Annotated in this window: 18 protein-coding genes and 1 tRNA gene; 10 read left to right on the forward strand and 9 right to left on the reverse strand. The window is 28.7% G+C overall.

Annotated features, from left to right (window positions below; all coding sequences use genetic code 11):
* Window positions 1-548: 548 nt before the first annotated feature.
* On the forward strand, window positions 549-1841 hold the full coding sequence (ltrA, locus tag CKL_RS00155) for a group II intron reverse transcriptase/maturase (RefSeq protein ID WP_011988638.1): 1293 nt from the start codon (window positions 549-551) through the stop codon (window positions 1839-1841).
* Between the two features lie 141 nt (window positions 1842-1982).
* Here ltrA and CKL_RS00160 read toward each other — a convergent pair whose 3' ends face one another.
* Together CKL_RS00160 and CKL_RS00165 are read right to left on the reverse strand one after the other, a co-directional pair.
* Window positions 1983-2453 carry a hypothetical protein gene (locus CKL_RS00160; RefSeq protein WP_011988639.1) on the reverse strand — a complete coding sequence of 157 codons (471 nt, stop codon included), beginning with the start codon at window positions 2451-2453 and terminating at the stop codon, window positions 1983-1985.
* Between the two features lie 617 nt (window positions 2454-3070).
* Window positions 3071-3147 (reverse strand) — tRNA-Arg (locus CKL_RS00165).
* A 233-nt stretch (window positions 3148-3380) separates the two neighbouring features.
* Here CKL_RS00165 and CKL_RS00170 point away from each other — a divergent pair.
* The 6 genes from CKL_RS00170 to CKL_RS00195 all read left to right on the forward strand — a co-directional run bounded on the left by CKL_RS00170 (window position 3381) and on the right by CKL_RS00195 (window position 9719).
* Window positions 3381-4640: a hypothetical protein gene (locus tag CKL_RS00170; RefSeq protein WP_011988640.1), complete on the forward strand. Its 1260-nt coding sequence runs from the start codon at window positions 3381-3383 to the stop codon at window positions 4638-4640.
* Between the two features lie 191 nt (window positions 4641-4831).
* A complete protein-coding gene (locus CKL_RS00175) occupies window positions 4832-5557 on the forward strand; it encodes an ABC transporter ATP-binding protein (RefSeq protein ID WP_011988641.1) in 726 nt (241 codons plus the stop codon).
* Entirely contained in the window at window positions 5544-6296 is a 753-nt protein-coding gene (locus CKL_RS00180; protein WP_011988642.1) for an ABC transporter permease, read from the forward strand. Before CKL_RS00175 ends, CKL_RS00180 begins: the two co-directional genes overlap by 14 nt.
* A 13-nt stretch (window positions 6297-6309) precedes the next feature.
* Entirely contained in the window at window positions 6310-7746 is a 1437-nt protein-coding gene (locus CKL_RS00185; RefSeq protein WP_011988643.1) for a HAMP domain-containing sensor histidine kinase, read from the forward strand.
* An 86-nt stretch (window positions 7747-7832) separates the two neighbouring features.
* Window positions 7833-8522 (forward strand): response regulator transcription factor, encoded by a 690-nt coding sequence (locus CKL_RS00190; protein ID WP_011988644.1) that lies wholly within the window; start codon window positions 7833-7835, stop codon window positions 8520-8522.
* 135 nt (window positions 8523-8657) lie between these two features.
* Window positions 8658-9719 (forward strand): metallophosphoesterase, encoded by a 1062-nt coding sequence (locus CKL_RS00195; protein WP_011988645.1) that lies wholly within the window; start codon window positions 8658-8660, stop codon window positions 9717-9719.
* A 115-nt stretch (window positions 9720-9834) separates the two neighbouring features.
* Here the strand turns inward: CKL_RS00195 and CKL_RS00200 are convergent, their stop codons facing one another.
* Together CKL_RS00200 and CKL_RS00205 are read right to left on the reverse strand one after the other, a co-directional pair.
* Entirely contained in the window at window positions 9835-10701 is an 867-nt protein-coding gene (locus tag CKL_RS00200; RefSeq protein WP_011988646.1) for an FRG domain-containing protein, read from the reverse strand.
* Window positions 10702-10737: 36 nt separating this feature from the next.
* Window positions 10738-11136: a GtrA family protein gene (locus tag CKL_RS00205; protein WP_012620032.1), complete on the reverse strand. Its 399-nt coding sequence runs from the start codon at window positions 11134-11136 to the stop codon at window positions 10738-10740.
* Window positions 11137-11938: 802 nt separating this feature from the next.
* Between CKL_RS00205 and CKL_RS00210 the strand changes: the two genes are divergently transcribed.
* Window positions 11939-12844 carry a LysR family transcriptional regulator gene (locus tag CKL_RS00210; protein WP_011988648.1) on the forward strand — a complete coding sequence of 302 codons (906 nt, stop codon included), beginning with the start codon at window positions 11939-11941 and terminating at the stop codon, window positions 12842-12844.
* Window positions 12845-13279: 435 nt separating this feature from the next.
* Here the strand turns inward: CKL_RS00210 and CKL_RS00215 are convergent, their stop codons facing one another.
* The 3 genes from CKL_RS00215 to CKL_RS00225 form a co-directional block, all read right to left on the reverse strand.
* Window positions 13280-14629, reverse strand: a complete 1350-nt coding sequence (locus tag CKL_RS00215) for a citrate/2-methylcitrate synthase (protein ID WP_011988649.1) — start codon at window positions 14627-14629, stop codon at window positions 13280-13282.
* 380 nt (window positions 14630-15009) lie between these two features.
* A complete protein-coding gene (locus tag CKL_RS00220) occupies window positions 15010-15738 on the reverse strand; it encodes an EcsC family protein (RefSeq protein ID WP_011988650.1) in 729 nt (242 codons plus the stop codon).
* A 65-nt stretch (window positions 15739-15803) separates the two neighbouring features.
* Complete coding sequence (locus CKL_RS00225) at window positions 15804-16400, reverse strand: TraR/DksA C4-type zinc finger protein (RefSeq protein WP_011988651.1); 597 nt, start codon at window positions 16398-16400, stop codon at window positions 15804-15806.
* A 489-nt stretch (window positions 16401-16889) separates the two neighbouring features.
* Between CKL_RS00225 and CKL_RS00230 the strand changes: the two genes are divergently transcribed.
* A complete protein-coding gene (locus tag CKL_RS00230) occupies window positions 16890-18551 on the forward strand; it encodes a 2-isopropylmalate synthase (protein WP_011988652.1) in 1662 nt (553 codons plus the stop codon).
* Window positions 18552-18647: 96 nt separating this feature from the next.
* Here the strand turns inward: CKL_RS00230 and CKL_RS00235 are convergent, their stop codons facing one another.
* Both CKL_RS00235 and CKL_RS00240 read right to left on the reverse strand, forming a co-directional pair.
* On the reverse strand, window positions 18648-19151 hold the full coding sequence (locus CKL_RS00235; RefSeq protein ID WP_011988653.1) for a GNAT family N-acetyltransferase: 504 nt from the start codon (window positions 19149-19151) through the stop codon (window positions 18648-18650).
* 39 nt (window positions 19152-19190) lie between these two features.
* Window positions 19191-20081: a phosphatidylserine decarboxylase gene (locus tag CKL_RS00240; protein ID WP_011988654.1), complete on the reverse strand. Its 891-nt coding sequence runs from the start codon at window positions 20079-20081 to the stop codon at window positions 19191-19193.
* 203 nt (window positions 20082-20284) lie between these two features.
* On the opposite strand from CKL_RS00240, the gene CKL_RS00245 reads away from it, so the two are divergent.
* Entirely contained in the window at window positions 20285-20857 is a 573-nt protein-coding gene (locus CKL_RS00245; RefSeq protein ID WP_011988655.1) for a TetR/AcrR family transcriptional regulator, read from the forward strand.
* Window positions 20858-20860: the final 3 nt, after the last annotated feature.

The raw sequence follows: 20860 nt of genomic DNA on the forward strand, positions 1-20860 counted from the left end.
GTAATTCCTTTATTATTTCTTTTTTATTGTCGGTGCGTCCAGATAAGCTGGACCATGCTTACTGGTGAAAGTCCAGTCTAGGTAATTACCAAGAAGCCTAGTAGCCAATCACCATGTGCAGTAGAAATACTGGGCATGAAGCGTGAAGGTAATATATCCCGAAAGGGAGATAGCGAAAATGCAGGTTGTAATATAAAATGAATTCTGCCGCATCGTTAAAAAGGTCTCCGATAGGAGGAAAAGAGGGAGTTGAGCCTTGCGAAATTGGGTGAAAACCACGGAAGATGGGAAGAACTTGGATAGCACCATCGAAGAATCCTCCGGTGTAGAGGAAACGACATGTATTTATAGTATGGTTCGGAACTGGAGAGACCTTCATCTGCACGGCGATAGCCGTAAAATGAAAGCATATAAGCTAATGGCGAAATTGTCATTTCAGCAGAAAAGGAGTCGGAGGAGTTAATAGTACCAATAATTATGCAGACAACAAAACTGTATATAGGGAAGGAACTCTACTTTATTCAAGTTTTCAAAGGAGGTAAGAGTGAGTGAATGCGAAAGCTAACAACACCATAGACAAAGTTCGAGAACTTCAGAGAAAACTATATCTAAGTGCCAAAACTAATAAGAAACGGAAGTTTCACTCTCTATATGACAAAGTTTATAGAGAAGATATTCTATTAAAAGCATGGAAACAAGTGAAAGCCAATAAAGGTTCCGGTGGGATTGATGATATGCATATTGATGATGTTATAAAGTATGGAGAAAATAAATTTCTCAAAGAAATACAACAAAAATTAATAGAAAATAATTATCATCCTAAGCCGGTGAAAAGAGTATTCATCCCAAAGAAAGGCGGTAAGAAAAGACCATTGGGAATTCCAATAATTAAAGATAGAGTTGTGCAAATGGCAACTAAAATAGTTATTGAACCTGTATTTGAAGCAGATTTTAAGGAATATTCATATGGCTTTCGCCCCAAGCACAACCAACATCAAGCCTTAGACGTTATAAGAAAGAAATGTAATAACAAAGGTTGGTGGGTACTTGATGCAGATATCAAAAGTTATTTTGATAATATAAATCACGATAAGTTAATGATATTGATAAAACAAAGGGTATCAGACAGACGAATGTTAAAACTTATAATGAAATGGTTAAAGGTGGGGGTAATGGAAGATGGAGAGTATAAAGAAAGTGAAATGGGCTCTCCGCAAGGATCACCCATCAGTCCATTGCTTTCAAATATATATCTAAATTATTTTGATGTGGTATGGGATAAATACTATAAACATCTTGGCACGCTTGTAAAGTTTGCTGATGATTTTATTGTTATCTCAAGAACAAAGAAAGAAATATACCATGCATATAATGCAGTAAAGAAAATCTTCAAAAGACTAGAATTACAGTTACATCCTGATAAAACAAGGTTTGTGAATATGTGGGATGGTAAAGAAGGATTTGATTTTCTCGGGTTTCATCATAGGCGTAGCCTTGTGGAGAATGGTAAAGGGCAGAGATATCATACAACAATACAAGTGCCTAATCAAAAGGCTATGAAAAATATGAGAAGAAAGATTAAAGAAGTCCTTGGAAACAGGTCAAATTTGAAGATGGATATGTATGATTTAGTCCAGATAATGAACAAGAAAATAGTAGGACTTAAGAATTACTATAATCTAAAGTATTCTGGTAAGCAATTAAATAAAATAGATTGGTATATTATAGAAAGGTTTACGATTTGGTACAACAATAAGAAACAACGTAGACCCCGACATAGAGGTGTAAAAGAGGTAATGAATAAACTCAGTGAAATAGGATTACGAAAACTTTCTTCTTAGGGTTGTAATGCCTTAGAAAGAAGAATATCGGAAAGCCGTGTGCGGGAAAATCGCATGCACGGTTTGATGAGGGTGCGAAGGAAAACAAAGTTTTCCTTCAATCTACCCTACCATAACTCATTAACTATTGTTTCTCGTTGATTAAGGTTGAGAAAAAGTTTTTAAAAAATGTCGTATACCGCCTTCACCTATATTTATTTTGCCATATTCTTCCTTCTTGAGCCTTCTAGCTATTTCATTATCAGATATTCCTAAAATTTTCCAATAAAGTATGTTGTTTTTCTGAGCTAAAAGCTTAGAATCAAATTTTTCACCTTGCCTTTTATGTATATATCCCTTATCCAACTCTCTTTTTAAGTTTTCATTTTCAACTTGTAATTTCATATTTTCACGTCTAAGATGTTGCATTTGTTCATCTAAAGTATTATACATACTTGTAAACTCAATTATAGCATTTTTATACTGATTAATTACATCATTAATGGCTCTGCGTATACCCACAATTTTTGAATCTTTTAGAAGCTTTTTTAATACTATCAGTTTATTTTCTATTCCATTTATTTCAAGATCAGGTTTGTCTTTCCTCTCTTTATCTTTCCAATATATAACCACTCAAAAATCACCTTTTTTCTCGTATTTTAAGCTTATACTACGAATTTTTTATTATATTATAATACCTTATATAAGATAAGTAAAGTATAGAAAATATTTAAAGAATAAGCGCCAGTTTTACCTATGTCTAATGTTCGTAATCTCTTAAAGCCTTTTCCATAAGGATGAAATAATTTCTTATTAAGCTTCTTTTTTCTCTTACATTTGGACTTGATTTATCATCTATACAGTGGCCATTGATAAATGTTTGGCTGTTTCCAAAGTTAATAGTCTTTTCTTGCGATTCACCATTGCCCTAACTTGACGTGTGTAGTAAAATCAATACTTTCAATAAAATTATTATAAACTTTTCTATTATACCGTTTGTTAAATATTCCCTAAGGTTTATCTAATTGTTTCCAAAGATTTTCAGCATTAATTACAAATCTATCTACACCATCCTGTAGCAGCTCTGGAAAAAAATTTTACAGTTTAAGACATACTTTTGCTACATGTCTATTTGAAAATAATATACCATTAAAAGCAGTTCAATTGAAAACTTTGGGTACAAAATGGGGACAATTATCTAAAAATGAACAAAATAATAACCGTTGAAACTTAGTGTTTCCAACGGTTTCTGGTGCATCAGAGAGGACTTGAACCCCCGGCACGCTGGTTCGTAGCCAACTGCTCTATCCAACTGAGCTACTGATGCATGTTACAGGTATTATATTAACACAAATAATATTTAAAATCAATTTTAATATTTTTACGTTTTTAGGGGGCATATGTATAAATTATTGAAAAAGAAAAGCTCATTGCAGTGCTAATTTATCACTTTAAAAAGTTTAGATTTTGTTTATAATTAGTTTAGATAAAATAGAGATACATATTTTACAATATAATTAGGAAGTACTTCCCCATAAAATATAAAAAGGAGATGAAAAAATGAAGCTTAAGAAAAAAACAGCTATGGTAATAAGTTTTACAGTGGGAATTATGATGTTTGCCACCACTGCTATGGCCGAAGTAGCATCTAAAAGTGGTTATGATCAATTAAAAGATTCTTTAAAATATACTGCAGAAAATTGTACTAGCACTCTTTCAAACTTCACCGTAGATGCATCTTTCGTGGTAAAGGATAATGGAAATACCATAATGTCAGAGAGTTTAATCAATAAGTATGATATATCCAAAAATTCAGAGGAAAGTACAAATACCAGTATTAAAGGTTCTACTAAGACAGAGAGTTATTCTTATAGGGATAAAAGTGGTTATATAACTAAAAGCCCCAATGCCAATGAAAATGTGTACTATTTAACTGAATATTCCAATGAGAAAGATAAAAATCGTAGTGTGCTTGAAAATCCTTTTAAGGAAGATAAGGCGGCTGATATAGAAAAAATAGCAGATGCTCTTGTAGGAAATTTAAAAGATTCAGTAACAGTTACTGAAAAGCAAGATGGAACTAAAGAAATATCCGGCTCTTTAAATAATACTCAAATTCCCACTCTCATAAATGCTCTTACATCTTTTCAGTTTAAAAGTTCCTATGGGAATACAAATAACAGCGAAGATGTTATACCTAAACTAACAAAAAATATTTTTGTAAATGGTATAAAAGGCAATATGACTACTGATAAAAATGGTTTGATTAAAACTATTTTAGCTTCTGGGACTTTAAATGGTACGGATAAAACTGGTACCGAGCATCAGGTTACTTTAGAGATTCTAGTAAAAATAGGAGATATAAATTCAACTACTGTAACAAAACCTGATTTATCTAAAGAAAAGGTAGTAAAGAATATAGAGAAAGATTATACTAAGTTAACTAATCCTCAGAAATATGAAGGAAAATATACATCAGATATTATAGTAGAAGATGATGATAAATTTACAAAAATAGGAGAAGCTATTGTGAACATTGAGAAAATAGATAACAAGACCATAACTGGAAGTTACTCTAAAGAGTATTTAAAGGAATATGAAAATTATGCAAATGGTAATGAAAGTGTAAAATTTACTGGGACTTTAGGTGAAAATCAAGATAACTTTAGTGGTAAATTCAATGGTACAACAGAATCCAATGAAAAGGTATCTGGAGATATTTATATTCAGCCTAATAATGCAAGTATATATTTTAATATTGGCAACTATGAAAATCCAAATGTAATATTAGACGGTACCTATAGGAAAGTATTAAACTAAATCTTAGGATAAAATATATATTAAAAACAATTTGTCGGAATATTGCCGGCAAATTGTTTCCAAATCAAGTGATTCAAAGGTTCAGGTAGAGTTTGCTATAGAGAAATACTTATCTCTTACTTTGAGGAAGATGTGAGTATTAGCAATGGCAGTGTTGGGATAAATAAGACCAAATTTTAGGAGGAATTTAAATGGAAAAAGTTATTGAATTAATTAATTTATCTAAAGTATATAAAAATGGAAGGGGTATACAAAATGTTGATTTAGATATATATAGAGGCCAGATTTTTGGTTTTTTGGGGCCAAACGGTGCAGGAAAAACCACTGCCATGAAAATAATGACGGGACTTGTAAAACCAGATAGGGGAGATGTGAAAATATTAGGTTATAGTATATTGGAGGAATTTGAAAAGGCTATTTATAAGGTAGGGTGTATTATAGAAAATGCAGAAGCTTATTCCTATTTAACAGCTTTTGAAAATTTAAGGCAATTTTCTAGATATTACAACAATATAGATGATACTAAAATTGAAGAGGTTTTAGATATGGTAGGGCTTCTAAAATATAAAGATGAAAAACCTGAAAAATTTTCTTTGGGAATGAAACAAAGGCTTGGAATTGCATCTTCAATTCTATGTGATCCTGAAATTGTAATTTTGGATGAGCCTTTAAATGGTTTGGATGTGGAAGGGATGATTGATGTAAGAAACATAATAAAAAATTTAGCAGAAAATAAAAATACTACTTTTTTTATTTCTAGTCACCTAATACATGATATCGAATTAACTTGTACACATATTGGTGTTTTGTATAATGGAAATCTTATCAATGTAGATACTACTAAAAATATATTGAATAATTATGCTTCCTTGGAAAATTATTTTATAAGTGAGGTAGATAGAAATGACAGGAATTAAAGCAACCCTAATAAATGAGTTGGAAAAATTATATAAAAATAAAAAAGTTTTAATAGTAGCTGTACTGTCCATAATATTTATTATAATTGGACAAGTTTTTATTTTAGTGGTAAGAAATAATTTTGGCCTTAAAGGTGTTTCTAGTACGGAGTTTCCCTTGCTGGTTCTCTCAGTATTTATAAACACACTGCTACCCTTGTTTATAGCTCTTATTACTATTGATAGTTTTTCTGGTGAGTTCTCTAATAATACTATGAAAATATGTTTAACAAAACCCGTTTCAAGATTAAAGCTTTTTATTGTAAAAATAAGTGCAATAATTGTAATTATATTTATAACTTTGATGGTTATAATGTTTTTTTCTATAATATCAGGACTAATTTTTAATGCTAATTCTTTTACTTGGGAGAACATTATTAAAATAATAATTTCATACATGGTAACTTTGATACCTATGATAATCCTATGCCTTATGATTGTTCTGTTTACAAATATATTAAAAAGTGGAATAGCTGTATTTTTTCTTTCTGTGCTAGTGTTTATTTTATTTAAAGTACTTGCTGTTTTCTTTCCATCATATTCTGGAATTTTGTTTACATCCATTATGGGATGGCACACTTTGTGGCTTATGGATAATATACCATTTATAAAGATATTTCGTAATTTTATAATGATGTTAAGTTATATTATAATATTATTTACAACAGCTTATTATATGTTTGACAAAAAAGATTTTTAAGGTGTGAATTTATATGGATATAAAAAGACGAATGATTCTTTATAATACTTTAACAATAATAATTCCCTTTATAATTGCAAGCATAATTGCAATTATATTTGTATCATTATCTTCAAAATTTTTTGATACTAGTATAAACTATGATGAATTTAAAGAATCTGCATACGTAAGGTCCGAATTATTGAATACAGTAAGAGAAATATCCAAATCTAATATTAAAAATATAAAAGGTACAGAATTTGAAAAGTTTTTAAATCAAAAACTTGCACTTATAGATGGTAAAATTATAATAATAAAAAATGACAGTATTATATTTTATTCTGACAATATGGATAAAATGGATATAGAAAATTCCTTAAGTGAGGCAAATAATAAGTCTTCAAAAAATCTGGTAACCATAGGAAATATTCATTATTCTGTAAAGTCTTTTCCCCTTCAGTTTAATGATGATCTGCAAGGAAAAGTAATATTTTTAGTTCCTATAAAAAAAGAAACAGATGTTTTGAAAAACTTTATAATAGCCATTTTAGCTATATTTTTGATTTCCTCTGTTCTAACAAGTATTCTTGTATCGTATATATTTTCAAAAAAAATATTGACTCCCATAACATTATTAAAAGAATCCATGTCAAAAATACGAGATGGAGAATTAAATTTTGAAATTGCAGAAACGGGAGATAAAGAAATAAGAGAACTTTGTACTGATTTTGAACAGATGAGGATAAAATTGAAAGATTCAATTAATGCAAAAATGAAATATGATGATAACAGAAAATTACTTATTTCCAGTATATCTCATGATTTAAAAACTCCAATAACTTCTATAGAAGGATATGTTCAGGGAATTTTAGACGGTGTAGCTAACACTCCTGAAAAACTAGAACATTATTTAAAAACCATACATAAAAAAACAATACAAATTGACAATATGATAGATGATTTGCTTTTATATTCTAAGTTAAATTTAAAACAGATTCCCTTCAACTACGAAAGGACAGATATTGTGGATTATTTTAATTACTGTATTCTTGAAAATGAACCAGAACTTAATAAATTTAACATAAAAATAAACTTACAAAATCACTTGAAAAATTCAAAATATGTTATGATAGATAAAGAGAGGTTCATGAGGGTTATATTAAATATAATTGATAACTCCAGAAAATACATGGATAAAGAAGAAGGAAAAATAATTATATTTCTCAGAGAAACTGCTTCAAGTATAATAATTGAGATAAAAGATAATGGATGTGGCATTAATGAAAATGATGTAAATAAAATATTTAATAAATTCTATAGAGGAGATTCTTCAAGAAGCAATGCTTCAGGAAGTGGTTTAGGTCTTGCAATATCAAAACAAATTGTAGAAGGCCATAATGGTAAGATATGGGCTGTATCTAATGAACTCAAAGGAACAAGTATACTAATATCTATTGGAAAAGTTAGTTAAGAGATTTATATCAGGACAATCTTTCCTTTAATCAATATAAAAAACAAATTAAATATATAATACCAAATATATGAAAGAGGTTATTTATGAGAAAGATTTTAATAATTGAAGATGATTTAAGTATAGCAGAACTTCAAAAGGATTATCTTGAATTAGAAGGATTCGAAGTTACCATATGTACAGAAGGAGTAAAAGGACTAAATACGTTAAATAATAATAAATTTGATTTATTGATTCTAGATATAATGCTTCCTAAAATTAATGGTTATAGTATTTTGCGTAGTATACAAGATAAGAAGGACATTCCTGTACTTTTAGTTTCTGCTAAAAAAGAGGAAATTGATAAAATTAAGGGATTCACTTTAGGAGCAGATGATTATATTACAAAGCCTTTTAGTCCTGGTGAACTAGTGGCAAGGGTTAAATCACATATTCAAAATTATGAAAGAATAAAAAGTAAATTTAATTTAAAGCATAATAAATTAATAATAAGAGGACTAGAAATACTAAAGGATTCCAGACAGGTTTTTGTAAATGGCAAGGAAATTACTTTGGCCCAAAAAGAGTTTGATATTTTACTTTATATGGCGGAAAATCCCAACAGAGTATTCAATAGAGAAGAACTTTTTGAAAAAATATGGGGTCTTGGCTCTATGGGAGATAATGCCACAGTTACAGTACATATAAGAAGGATACGTGAAAAGATAGAACCTTATCCGTCTAAGCCTCAATACATAGAAACAGTGTGGGGGGCAGGTTACAGGCTTAGAGTTTAATATAAATCAAACATATTAAATATTTTTGAGAGTGGGTGTATTAAACTGACTTATTATGTATTAACAAGTGTATTCATACTATTATTTGGAGCTTTGAATTATTATATAGGACTTTTGGGGTGGCATCTCCTTAGTATGAATATATCTTTTTTCAATCAAAATATCTATTGGATATTTTTTTCTATTATAGTTATATGTGTAATTATTGGGATTACTGCAAATAAGTTTCTACCCTATTTTCTCCGAAGCAGTTTTTATGTTCTGGGTTACTATTGGCTGGCCGCTTTATCTTACTTTATAATATTCATTATAATCTTTAATATTATTGTTTTTTTAAATAAGATCATACATTTTTCTAAAAATCTAATTAGTGCTAACTTTGTTTTCAGTAATTTATTTATAATATGTGTTGTTATAGTAACAATAACTTTACTTATATATGGCACATTTAATGCTAAAAAGCTTAAAATAAAAACATATAATGTAAATATACCTAAAAATGAAACTATTTTGAAAGAACTTAATATAGTTATGATATCTGATATACATATTAGTAACATAGATGACAAAAGACAGAACAAAATAATCAATGTTATAAACAATTTAAATCCAGATATTGTTTTTATTGTAGGAGATATACTGGATGATATAATACCTTTTGTGGAATATAAAATGATGGATGATTTTCATAAAATCAACAGTAAATATGGTGTATATGCCTGCTTGGGAAACCACGACTACTTAAATGGAGATTTATCATATATGATAGATAAACTTAATGAGTCAAAGATTAATGTACTTAGAGATAGTGTGGTAGAGATAGCACACAGCTTTTATATCATTGGACGTGAAGATAAGTCTTATGAAATGATAAGTAAACAAAAACGAATAAAATTATCAAACATTGTGGAAAGGATAAACAGTAAATTACCAATAATTATGTTAGATCATCAACCAATAGATATTCCTGAAGCAGAGGATGCTGGAATCGATTTACAGTTATCTGGTCACACTCACAAGGGACAATTTTTCCCTTTTAATTTTATAACAAATAAGCTTTTTAAAGTTCATTATGGATATCTGAGAACGGGAAGATTACAGGTTGTAGTATCCTGTGGTGCTGGCACATGGGGACCTCCTATACGAATAGGTTCAACCTCTGAGGTAGTAAATATTATTGTGAAATTTCAAAAGTAGATATTTTAATTAACCTATTAGTATTTATTCAGGACTTAAATTCGCTGATATTTTACACTAAAGCTCCTTGAAAGAGAAATATACACTGCTTTGTATCCTTGGATAAATTTTAGGTTCACTTGATTAAAATAGTATTTATATAGTCAAAAACAGAACGCGAAACACCATTATAATTAGGAAATAAGGTTGCACCTGAAATACCATATAATTTACATAGCTTCAGTATCTCCACAGAATATTTAACAGGAAGCGTTATTTTCCACAAAGGTGTATCTGGTGTATTTTCAAACTCATTTTCTAGAAATTTGGGAGAAAATATATCCCCCATTTTACCCGGTTGTTTTAGAAAGGTAAATAGACCAGACTGAGCAGCAAGATTGTTGCTAGTTGAACCTGGAACTTTAATTAATTTAATATTCTTGTATAACTTAATCTTTTCTATATCTAAAGCCCATACTGCTAATTTTTTATCATTATTTTCCTCATAATGTTTCAAGGCTGATGAAGCAGCAAAATATGCAGCTATATATGAACGTTTTGACCAGTCAATAAGACTGGTTGGTACTCCACAATGCTGTGCTAATGCCATTAATTCTAATAATTCCTCACTGGGCCAATTTGATGGATCAATAAAAGATTTATCATTGCCATCTCCTACTTTAAAATCTAGATACCTTTTTCGAAATTCCAGAGAATCATTTATAATACTGATTCCTATAGAATCACACTGATCCACAAAATAATTTAATATCATAAGTTCATTATGTACTTGCTCTTCACATTTTATGTGGATTTTATGATTGATTTTTTTATTAATTCTCAATATACTAGGAACTAAAGGCCATGTATCATCTCTTTGACCTCTGTAAATAAATCTTCCTCTTTTATTTCCTAAAGGCCTCTCAGGACATAGCTCCTTCCAAAATTCATCAATATTATCACATTCTTTTAAAAGATATCTTTTATATTGATTTATAGACATATATACGCATCTCACTCCGTTGATTTACACAAGTATTTAAGAAAATGTCCATACTTTATTCATTATGTAATTAAACATACCTGTAGAAATGGTTGATATTAACTGTGAAAGCACGCTATCTAAGCCAATATTATTTACTAGTGTAAATAATATTATAGAATTAAACAAGAGAGAAATTATATTCACAATAATAAATTTACTAAATAATATGACAATCTTCTTATTAGACTTAAATACCCAAATTTTATCCAGTATAAATCCATTTATAATTCCAAGAAAATACGCTATAACATTTGATATCATATAATTAACACCAATTTGTATGAGAATATTATAAATAAGTAATGTTATTAATGTATTTATTGTTCCTGAAATGGCATATTTTATAAATTTTTCTTTTTTTAATAATAACTCCAATATCATAGCTATCTCCATAGTTTATAATATTATTATAAAAATATTATATGAACCTTAATAATTACTTAAAATTAAATGTTTAATATAACTATAATATTATAATTAAATATAAAAAATAGGAACCACTAAAATAAGTTTTATTATCTTAGGCTTTCCTATTTTTTTGAAAATATTCCTGTGAATTTAAATGTCTTAAAAATTTATATTTTTATTAGGAGGTAGTTTTATTATATTGATTTTATATCTTATGTTTTGTTATTATATTATTTATCTTTAAAAATATGAAATATTATTAATGCCGTATATATTAAACGTTTTTATATTTATAATAAATATTATTGAATAATATACATTAAATATAAAGCTGCAACTACAACTAATATAATGCCTATGGTACTTAAAAATTTTTTCATAAAAATTCCCCCTTAAAATATGCATTTTATTATATTTCAATGTAACATTAATTACTTATGGTTACAGATAATAAACTAGTTTTGTACATAAAAAGCAATTCTACCTCCTAAAATATTCAATGAATTCAATGTAAAAAGGGCATAAAAGACAATTAATATCCATATCAAAGTGTATAGTGTAATATATCTATAATTTATAATTACGTGTAAAAATACAAAATAATTACTTTAATAATGCAGACTTAAAATCCAAACTATAAAAATTTTAAATAAATAGTTCATAGTTATAAATATAAAAGATTGTTGTACTTGAAATCCTCTTATTTCTAATGTAGCATAAAATATGTATGGTGATAAGTCGATTATTTTAATTAATTTAATCTGTTTTTACGATTGGATGTGATTTAATGGATATTAAACAACTTCAGACATTTATTACTGTTGCTAAATTGTTAAATTTCAGAGAAGCTGGAGAAGAACTTAATTACTCTCAATCCTCTGTTTCTGATCATATACGTAGTTTAGAAAAAGAACTTGGTACAAAACTTTTTGAACGTCTTGGAAGAAAAGTGTTTCTAAATGAAAATGGGAAAAAGTTAATTTCCTTAGCCGAAAAAATCATTCAAGATGAAAAGGAAATTCAAGGGCTATTTAACAAAAATGAAAAAATTTCTGGATTACTTAGAATAGGAGCTGCTGAAACCCTTTCCGTTTTCTGGCTTCCTCCTATACTCAAAGAATATCGTATTATATATCCAGATGTTAAAGTAACACTTAGGATGGACGATTGTGTTGAATTTCCTAAAATGTTATCTCATAATATGATTGATGTGGCTTTTAGTCTTCATGATCAATCACAGCATGAATATATTTCTCAAATTAATATTTTAAAGGATTCTACAGTTTTTGTTGCAGCACCTGATCATCCCCTTGTTAATTTAAATAGAATAAAGATACATGAACTTGAGAATCAGTCTTTTATTCTTCCAGAAGCTGAATGCTGCTATCGTGTGGAATTAGAAGAATTATTAAAAGAAAATGGCATAAAAATAGATACCATTATGGAACTTAGTAGTTTGGAGGCTATAAAACAATGTGTAAAAATAGGACTTGGAATTTCTCTGTTACCTAAAATTGCAGTTCAACGGGAAATTAATAAAGGTGAACTTGCCATTTTGACTATAGAAAATTGTGATATTTCCATATGTGCTAAAATGATATATCATAAACAAAAGTGGATATCTCCTCCTTTAAATGCTTTAAAAAATATGATATGTACAAATAATAAAGAGGAGGAACATAAAATATCATAACTTAAATAATAAAATAGACCCTACTTTATATTTTTAGTTATTCATCATTTATGACAGAAATAAAAAATAAGCATCTGGAATTAAATCAAATGCTTATTTTTTTCTCTAAGTTTTTACCTTAGGACAAGTACTATTATATATGTAAAATAATAGTAAATCAAGTACTAAATAGTAATTCCTTATTATAAGAAAATAATTAGAGTAAAAAGAATATATGATGAGATATCTTACAGTTATTAGATAAATTAGCATTTTACACTTCTTTTATTCCTAAATTATTTATATATAATTCATATTTATGTAATAATTATTATTTATTGTTAATATATAAATATACTTTAGATTCATTGGATAAAAAAATAAAAAATTGTAAGTAAAAATTAAATCTAATTTTATGCTTACAATTTTCTTAAATTAAGGCACAAGATAAATGGCCTATCTATTTTCTAAAGAAATATAATTCCTTCTTCTAGAAACACATTTAAAAGCAGGTCTGACAATTTTACCATTGTTCACGATTTCTTCAATACGATGTGCACTCCAACCTACTATTCTTGAAATAGCAAAAATAGGTGTATACATTTCAATTGGTATATCAAGCATTCTATATACAAAACCGGAATAAAAATCAACATTTGCACTGACATCTTTATTGACTTTTGATAGGTTCTTCATTAGTTTAGATGCAAGTTTTTCCACTTTTGCATAAAGATTATATTCATCTTCTAAGCCTTTTTCTTTAGCAAGCTTTTTTACATATTTTTTAAAAATAACTGCTCTTGGATCTGAAATGGAATATACAGCATGTCCTATCCCATAAATGAGACCAGATTTATCAAATGCTTCCTTGTTAAGTAATTTAGCAAGATAATTTTCAACTTCTTCATCATCACTCCAGTCCTTCAAATTTTCCTTCATGTCATTAAACATTTCAACTACTTTGAGATTTGCACCTCCATGTCTTGGACCTTTTAAAGAACCAAGAGCTGCTGCAATTACTGAATAAGTATCTGAACCTGCAGATGTTACAACGTGGGTAACAAAAGAGGAATTGTTGCCTCCTCCATGTTCAGCATGAAGTACCAATGCAAGATCTAGGAGCATGGCTTCAAGCTTAGTATATTTACAGTCATTTCTAAGCATATGTAAAATATTTTCAGCTGTACTCAGATGTGGTTCAGGGCTGTGAATAATAAGACTCTTATTTTTATGATAATGGGAAAAGGCATGATATCCATAAACACCAATTAGAGGGAAACAAGCTATGAGTCTAATACATTGTTTCAATACATTATCTATGGAAGTATTATCAGCGTTATCATCAATACTGTAAAGAGCCAGTACACTTCTTGCCATTGAATTCATTATATTTTTACTTGGCATTTTTAATATCATATCCCGAACAAAATCTTCAGGTAAATTTCTATACTTTGAAACAAGTTCTGTAAACTGATTAAGTTCCTTCTTATTAGGTAGTTCTCCAAAAAGCAACAAATAACAAACTTCTTCAAAACCAAAACGATCATCTTTTAAGAAACCATTTACTATATACTGTATATTGATACCTCTATACATTAAGGTACCTGGAATGGGGATAACTTCATTTTCATCTATAATGTATGAATGTACTTCTCCAATTTCTGTTAATCCCACCAGTACTCCCCTGCCATCTGCGTCCCTAAGACCACGTTTAACCTGGTATTTGTTATATAACTCAGGATCAATAGAATTCCTTAACTTTTTAGATAGATCTTGTTCAAATTTCTCTAAATCCATATTATCCATAATATATTACCTCACAAAATTATTAATTTATAGCTCTACCTATAATAATAAAGTTTTAATTTTAATATACTGAAAAGTGCTGATCTACGTTAATATTAACCTTTAAAACAAATAAAAATACACATTAAGGAATATTAATGCAATCAATAAAATTAAGTTTCTGTATAATAATTTTTACCTAAATCATATAAATATATAATACAGTCAATTATACAGAAGAAAGTTACACTTTTCAATTAATTTTTAATAATTAACTTTAATCTACTAAATTTGTAAGGTGATAGTTCGACATATCGAATTAATTAATCAGTTCAATATATTATCATAGTCATAAAATCGTAATAAAAATTTAATTATGCGTGTATATAAGCTGTATTTTATTAATTTTTAATGTTGTCTAAAATTCTAAGTCTATATGCATTCATACTGGTGTTCCCCAATTTATCCATAAGCTTGTAATTAGCATAAGCACCAACTACTGCACCAATTCCAGGTACCATTTGAAGCATCTTTGCAATATCTATATAGTCTCTATATTCCTGCTGGAAAGTCCTCCAATCAAAATCATCTTTATTCATTGGAAGAGATTTAGAATGATCATTCCAATGAGACATAATGTTATAAATTTCATTTCTTCTCTTTTGACTTGAGAATGCTATTTGAAATATATATAAAATATATAACCTTTCTTTATAATTCTTTAAATCAAAGCCGTAAATACCTGCTATATCAAATAAAAATTTTATCTTTAAGCTTAAAAGAATAGGGAAATCTGCTAAGCTTAAAAGAATACCTCCTGCTCCGGTTCCTGCTCCGCTTAACATCGCAGCTTTTCTGTAAGATTCTATTTTTTCCCTTGCTATACTTTCCCTATTCTTTAGATTTAAACTGTGAAGTGGATTTTTTGAGATATATTTGCAAGTGAATATTACCCCCTTTACCATGTTTTTTATGGAGCCAGTAATTATAATGTTGGCTTTTTCAGGGACAATGCTATTTAATTTTTTCTGGATACCCTTGGTAAAATTATTTGTGAAACCGGCATTTTTAGTCATCTTTTTCTGCCAAGCTAATAATTCTTTTAAAACTTTACTTTCATATGAATCCATATATTCTCCTTATAACAATCAATTTTATATACTATATTTAATATACCTTAAAATTTCTCTAAGTTCTAGTATAATTGATTTTTATACTGTTCGTTACTTATTCTTTCTATAGGCTCAACATATTCTTCATCTTCATCCTCATATTCTTCAATTATATTTTTTCTTCTATTAAATTTTCCTACAGATTGGTAACTATCCTCTGCATCAAATTCTGTCTGACTATCATATCCCAGATCAAGGGTATGTTTAATAACTTCTTCTTCTGCAGGCCTATTTCTTTTTTCAGCAGGTTTTATATTATCAATAGTTCTTTGACAGTCAATACAATACTCAGTGTAGGGAATAGATTCTAACCTATTTTCGTTTATATTTTTTCCGCATTTTTTGCATATACCATAGGTGCCATTTTCTATGTTTTTTAAAGCATCTTCTATTTTTCTTATAATAATTTTTTCATTTTTTTCGAAAGCTATTCCTCTTTCCTTATCATATATACTGCTGGCGCTATCTGCAGGGTGATTGTCATAAAAAGATAATTCCGCAGACATTTCAGTATTGGATTTTATGGTTTCATTTTTTCCCATTTGTTTTAATAAATTATACGCTTCATTCTTTTGTGATTCTAATTTGTATTTTAGATTTCTTAGCAATTTATCATCCATATTAGCATAACACCTTCCATTTATATTTAGACATATACTTATTTTAACTTAAAAAATATCATTTATTCCGTAATTATAAATTATCATGTAAGAACAATAAAATTCTCTTGATAAGGAAGACTAAATAATGTAAAATAAATACAACATGATAATAGGATAAAGGATATGAAAAGGAATAGTACTTATAGTCTAAATTTTAGAAAGCTGTTGGCTGATGTGAAACAGTATGAGGAATATATGGAACTCACCTTGGAAACTTCTATTTAAAATTCAGAACTAGGCTATATGCGACTTCTGAAAAGTAGATATAGACAGAAACCCTCTGTTATAAGGGAAAGACATAAAATTTATTTAACTTGTGTCTTTAAAATATAAACTTGAATTTATAAATTGGAGTGGTACAGCGAAGATTTAATCTTTCGTCTCTAACTGCAGTATTGGCAGAAGACGAAAGATTTTTTTATTACTATGAAAAAGGAGAGAAGGAATATGCACAATTATAAAAAATATAAAAAAAATTATTTTTTACCACCAGTACCATCAACAAATTGGGTGAATAAAGATTACATTGATAAAGCACCTATATGGTGCAGTGTAGATTTACGGGATGGCAATCAGGCATTAATAGAACCTATGGATTTAGAAGAAAAACTTGAATTTTTTCAAATGTTATTAAAAATAGGGTTTAAGGAAATTGAAGTTGGATTTCCAGCGGCATCTGAAACAGAATATCAATTTTTGAGAACAATTATTGAGAAAAATATGATTCCAGAAGATGTGACAATACAAGTTCTGACGCAAGCAAGAGAGCATATTATAAGAAAAACCTTTGATGCCATAAAAGGTGCTCCTAAAGCAATTGTTCACTTGTATAATTCCACTTCTGTTGCACAAAGGGAGCAAGTATTTAAAAAAACAAAAGAAGAAGTTAAACAATTAGCTATAGAAGGAGCTAAATTATTAAAAGAATTATCATTGGATACAGAGGGTAATTTTTCTTTTCAATACAGTCCTGAAAGTTTTCCTGGGACTGAAGTAGATTATGCACTTGATGTGTGCAATAATATACTTGATATTTGGCAGCCAGGTTGTGGACATAAAGTAGTTATCAATATCCCTACAACTGTTGAAAATGCTATGCCTCATGTATTTGCTAGTCAAGTGGAATATATAAATAATAATTTAAAATATAGAGAAAATGTTATTTTATCCTTACATCCTCATAATGATAGGGGCTGTGGAGTTTGTGATGCAGAACTTGGATTATTGGCAGGTGCAGATCGAATTGAAGGAACCTTATTTGGAAACGGAGAAAGGACAGGTAATGTAGATATTATTACAGTTGCTATGAATCTTTATTCTCACGGCGTTGATCCTAACTTAGATTTTAGCGATATACCAAATATTTGTAATAAATATGAAAAACTCACCAAAATGAGTGTACATGAGAGACAACCTTATGCTGGTTCACTGGTATTCACAGCTTTTTCTGGCTCCCATCAGGACGCCATTGCAAAAGGTATGAGCTGGCGTGAAGAAAAAGATTGCAGGCATTGGACAGTACCTTATTTACCTATTGATCCTAAAGATGTAGGAAGAAAATATGACTCAGATGTGATACGCTTTAACAGTCAATCTGGAAAAGGTGGTGTGAGCTATATTCTTAAACAGAATTTTGGCATTCAATTACCTGAAAAGATGAAGGAGGAAATGGGTTATATATCCAAATCAATTTCCGACGCCCAGCATAAAGAGTTAACTCCAGAATGGATCTATGAAGTGTTTGAATCAGAATATATGGGAACCAGTCACATTTTCAGAATAGATGAATGTCACTTTAAGCAGCAAGATGGTATAATTGCAGAAGTTACAATTGAATATAATAAGCAGCATAAAGTACTAAATGGCAAGGGAAATGGAAGATTGGACGCCGTCAGCAATGCCTTAAAGCAATATTTTTCTGTGGATTATGAAATATCCTGTTATGAAGAACATGCCTTAGAAAAAGGTTCTTCTTCAAAAGCTATATCTTATGTAGGAATTACTTGTCATGATAAATTGTATTGGGGGGTAGGGGTCGACCCAGACATTATAAAATCTTCTATTCAAGCTTTAATTGCAGCAATTAATCGTTCGGGACAAATATCATAAATTAATAAATCACTTGTAAAATAATCTTAATCTTTCAATTTTAAATTATATAAATTGAAAGATTACATAGATTATTTTACTTTCATATTTTTGGTTTTAATCTTTTAACTTCAATTCCATAAATCTTGTGCCTTTTATTGGATTATATACATATGGTTCAATATCATGGAAACCAAAGGATACATATAAATCCTGAGCCTTTTTCATCGCTTCAAGAGTATCCAGTCTCATGTAACTATAATTAAGTCTTAAGGCTTCTTGAATTATTATATTAACAAGTTTTTTTCCAATACCTAATTTTCTATAAGTATCTCTAACGTACAATCTTTTCATTTCACATATATTTTCAGAAATTTTGCGGAGTGCAATAGTACCTGCTGCTTTATCATCAACCAGTGCTAATATTAAAATTCCGCAAGGTGGTCCGTATTTTCCCGGCAGTACTTTAATCTCTGTTTCGAAATTCTGAAAGTATAGATCTATTTTAAGTGATTGAACGTATTCTAAAAAAAGCTTCCTTACTTCTTCTACCATAATGTTTTGTTCATATACATGTTCAAATCGAATAATAGAATTATTAATATTAAAATTAGATTCCATAAATTATAAATCACCCCTTATTAAAGTATAATCTTATCTTTATTGGTATTTAATACCAATACTCTCGCCCATAAGTACTTTAGTTTCATAGCCCATATTTGACTGTTCCAATAAGTCTTTATGAATTCTTATTTTATTTTGTTCAAAAAATAAGATAATTGTAGAGCCGCCAAATTTAAAATAACCTTTTTCATCTCCTTTTGATACATGTTTTCCCGGAAAGTATGTCTGTACTATACTTCCTACACAGGTGGCACCTACTTCTACATAAAGTATATCTCCAAAGTTTTTTGAATGAAAAATGCTCCACTCTCTCTTATTTCTACAGAAGATATTAGAAATGTTTCTTAAAGCAATTGGATTTACAGAATAGTAATTTCCTTTAATTTTATGAGTAAAATCACATATTCCATAATCTATAAAGTGAAATCTGTGATAATCAGTTGGGCAAAGTCTTAATATTAAGCAGGTGCCTTTGTAGAATCTTTTAGCAATTTCAATATCATTTATAAGATTATATAAACTATATGTAAAGCCCTTGATTTGAACGATTTTGTTTAAATCTATATTTTCATATACTTGTAATCTTCCATCTCCAGGAGATATTAAAACTTTTTCATCCCTATCAATAGATCTGGAGTTATTTTTAAGGGCTCGTGAAAAAAAATCATTGAAACATTTAAAATTATCTGTTTGTTCTATATAATCATCCATATTTATATTAAAGTTTTTTATGAAGGGATAAATATTTTTTTTACTGTATCTGCTATTACAAAAATATCCATATAATTTAGAAAATATTTTTTTCTTAATTATAAGTTCTAAAAGTTTCATTCCAATAGGAGAGCAATAGGTCCATTTTAAGTATTTTTCACCTGCCACTTGTTCAATTTCATATTGTTTTGTTTTTCTATTAAAATATTTAATCATTTTTAACCTGCCTTTGGAATTGTTCTAATTTCCATTTTAAATCCTTTATAATTTATTTTAGCATTATAAGTATTATGTATAAATAGTTTATACAGCTAATGTTTAAAAAGTTATTGAGTTGTTTTAGTAACATAAGTATAATAAAGTTGTATATAATTGACTCACCGGTCGATAATTAATAATAGAAACCTGGGGTGGTCTTCGTGAATAATACAAAGAGGATAATTTTCGAATCTGCTATAAAAATTTTTTCAAAAAATGGATACAATGGAGCAACTATGGATGCAATAGCTGCAGATGCCAGTGTAGCAAAGGGAACATTATATTATCATTTTAAAAGCAAAGAAGAGATATTTAAATATATAGTAGAAAAGGGAATGAATGTACTTATAGAAAAAATAGAAATTGATTCTAAAAAGGAAAAAAATGCTTTAGATAAGATAAAGATTCTATGTAAGGCTCAATGGGGACTGGTTTATGAAAATAGAGATTTCATTAAGGTAGTGATGAGTCAACTTTGGGGACAGGAAATAAGACAGCTGGAGTTGAGAGAGTATATAAGGTCCTATATAATTTATATACAAAACTATCTGAAACAATGTATGAAAGAAGGCAGTATAAAAAAATGTGATTCATTATTTTTGGCTTATACTTTATTTGGAACCATTTGCTCTGTTGCGGTTTATGAATTATTAAATGAGGATAAAAAGGATTTAGATGACATGATAGAAAATCTTATGAGTCATATTTTAGATGGGATAAAAAAAGGAGAGTGATTT

Source organism: Clostridium kluyveri DSM 555 (assembly GCF_000016505.1).
GTDB classification, from domain to species: Bacteria; Bacillota; Clostridia; order Clostridiales; family Clostridiaceae; genus Clostridium_B; species Clostridium_B kluyveri.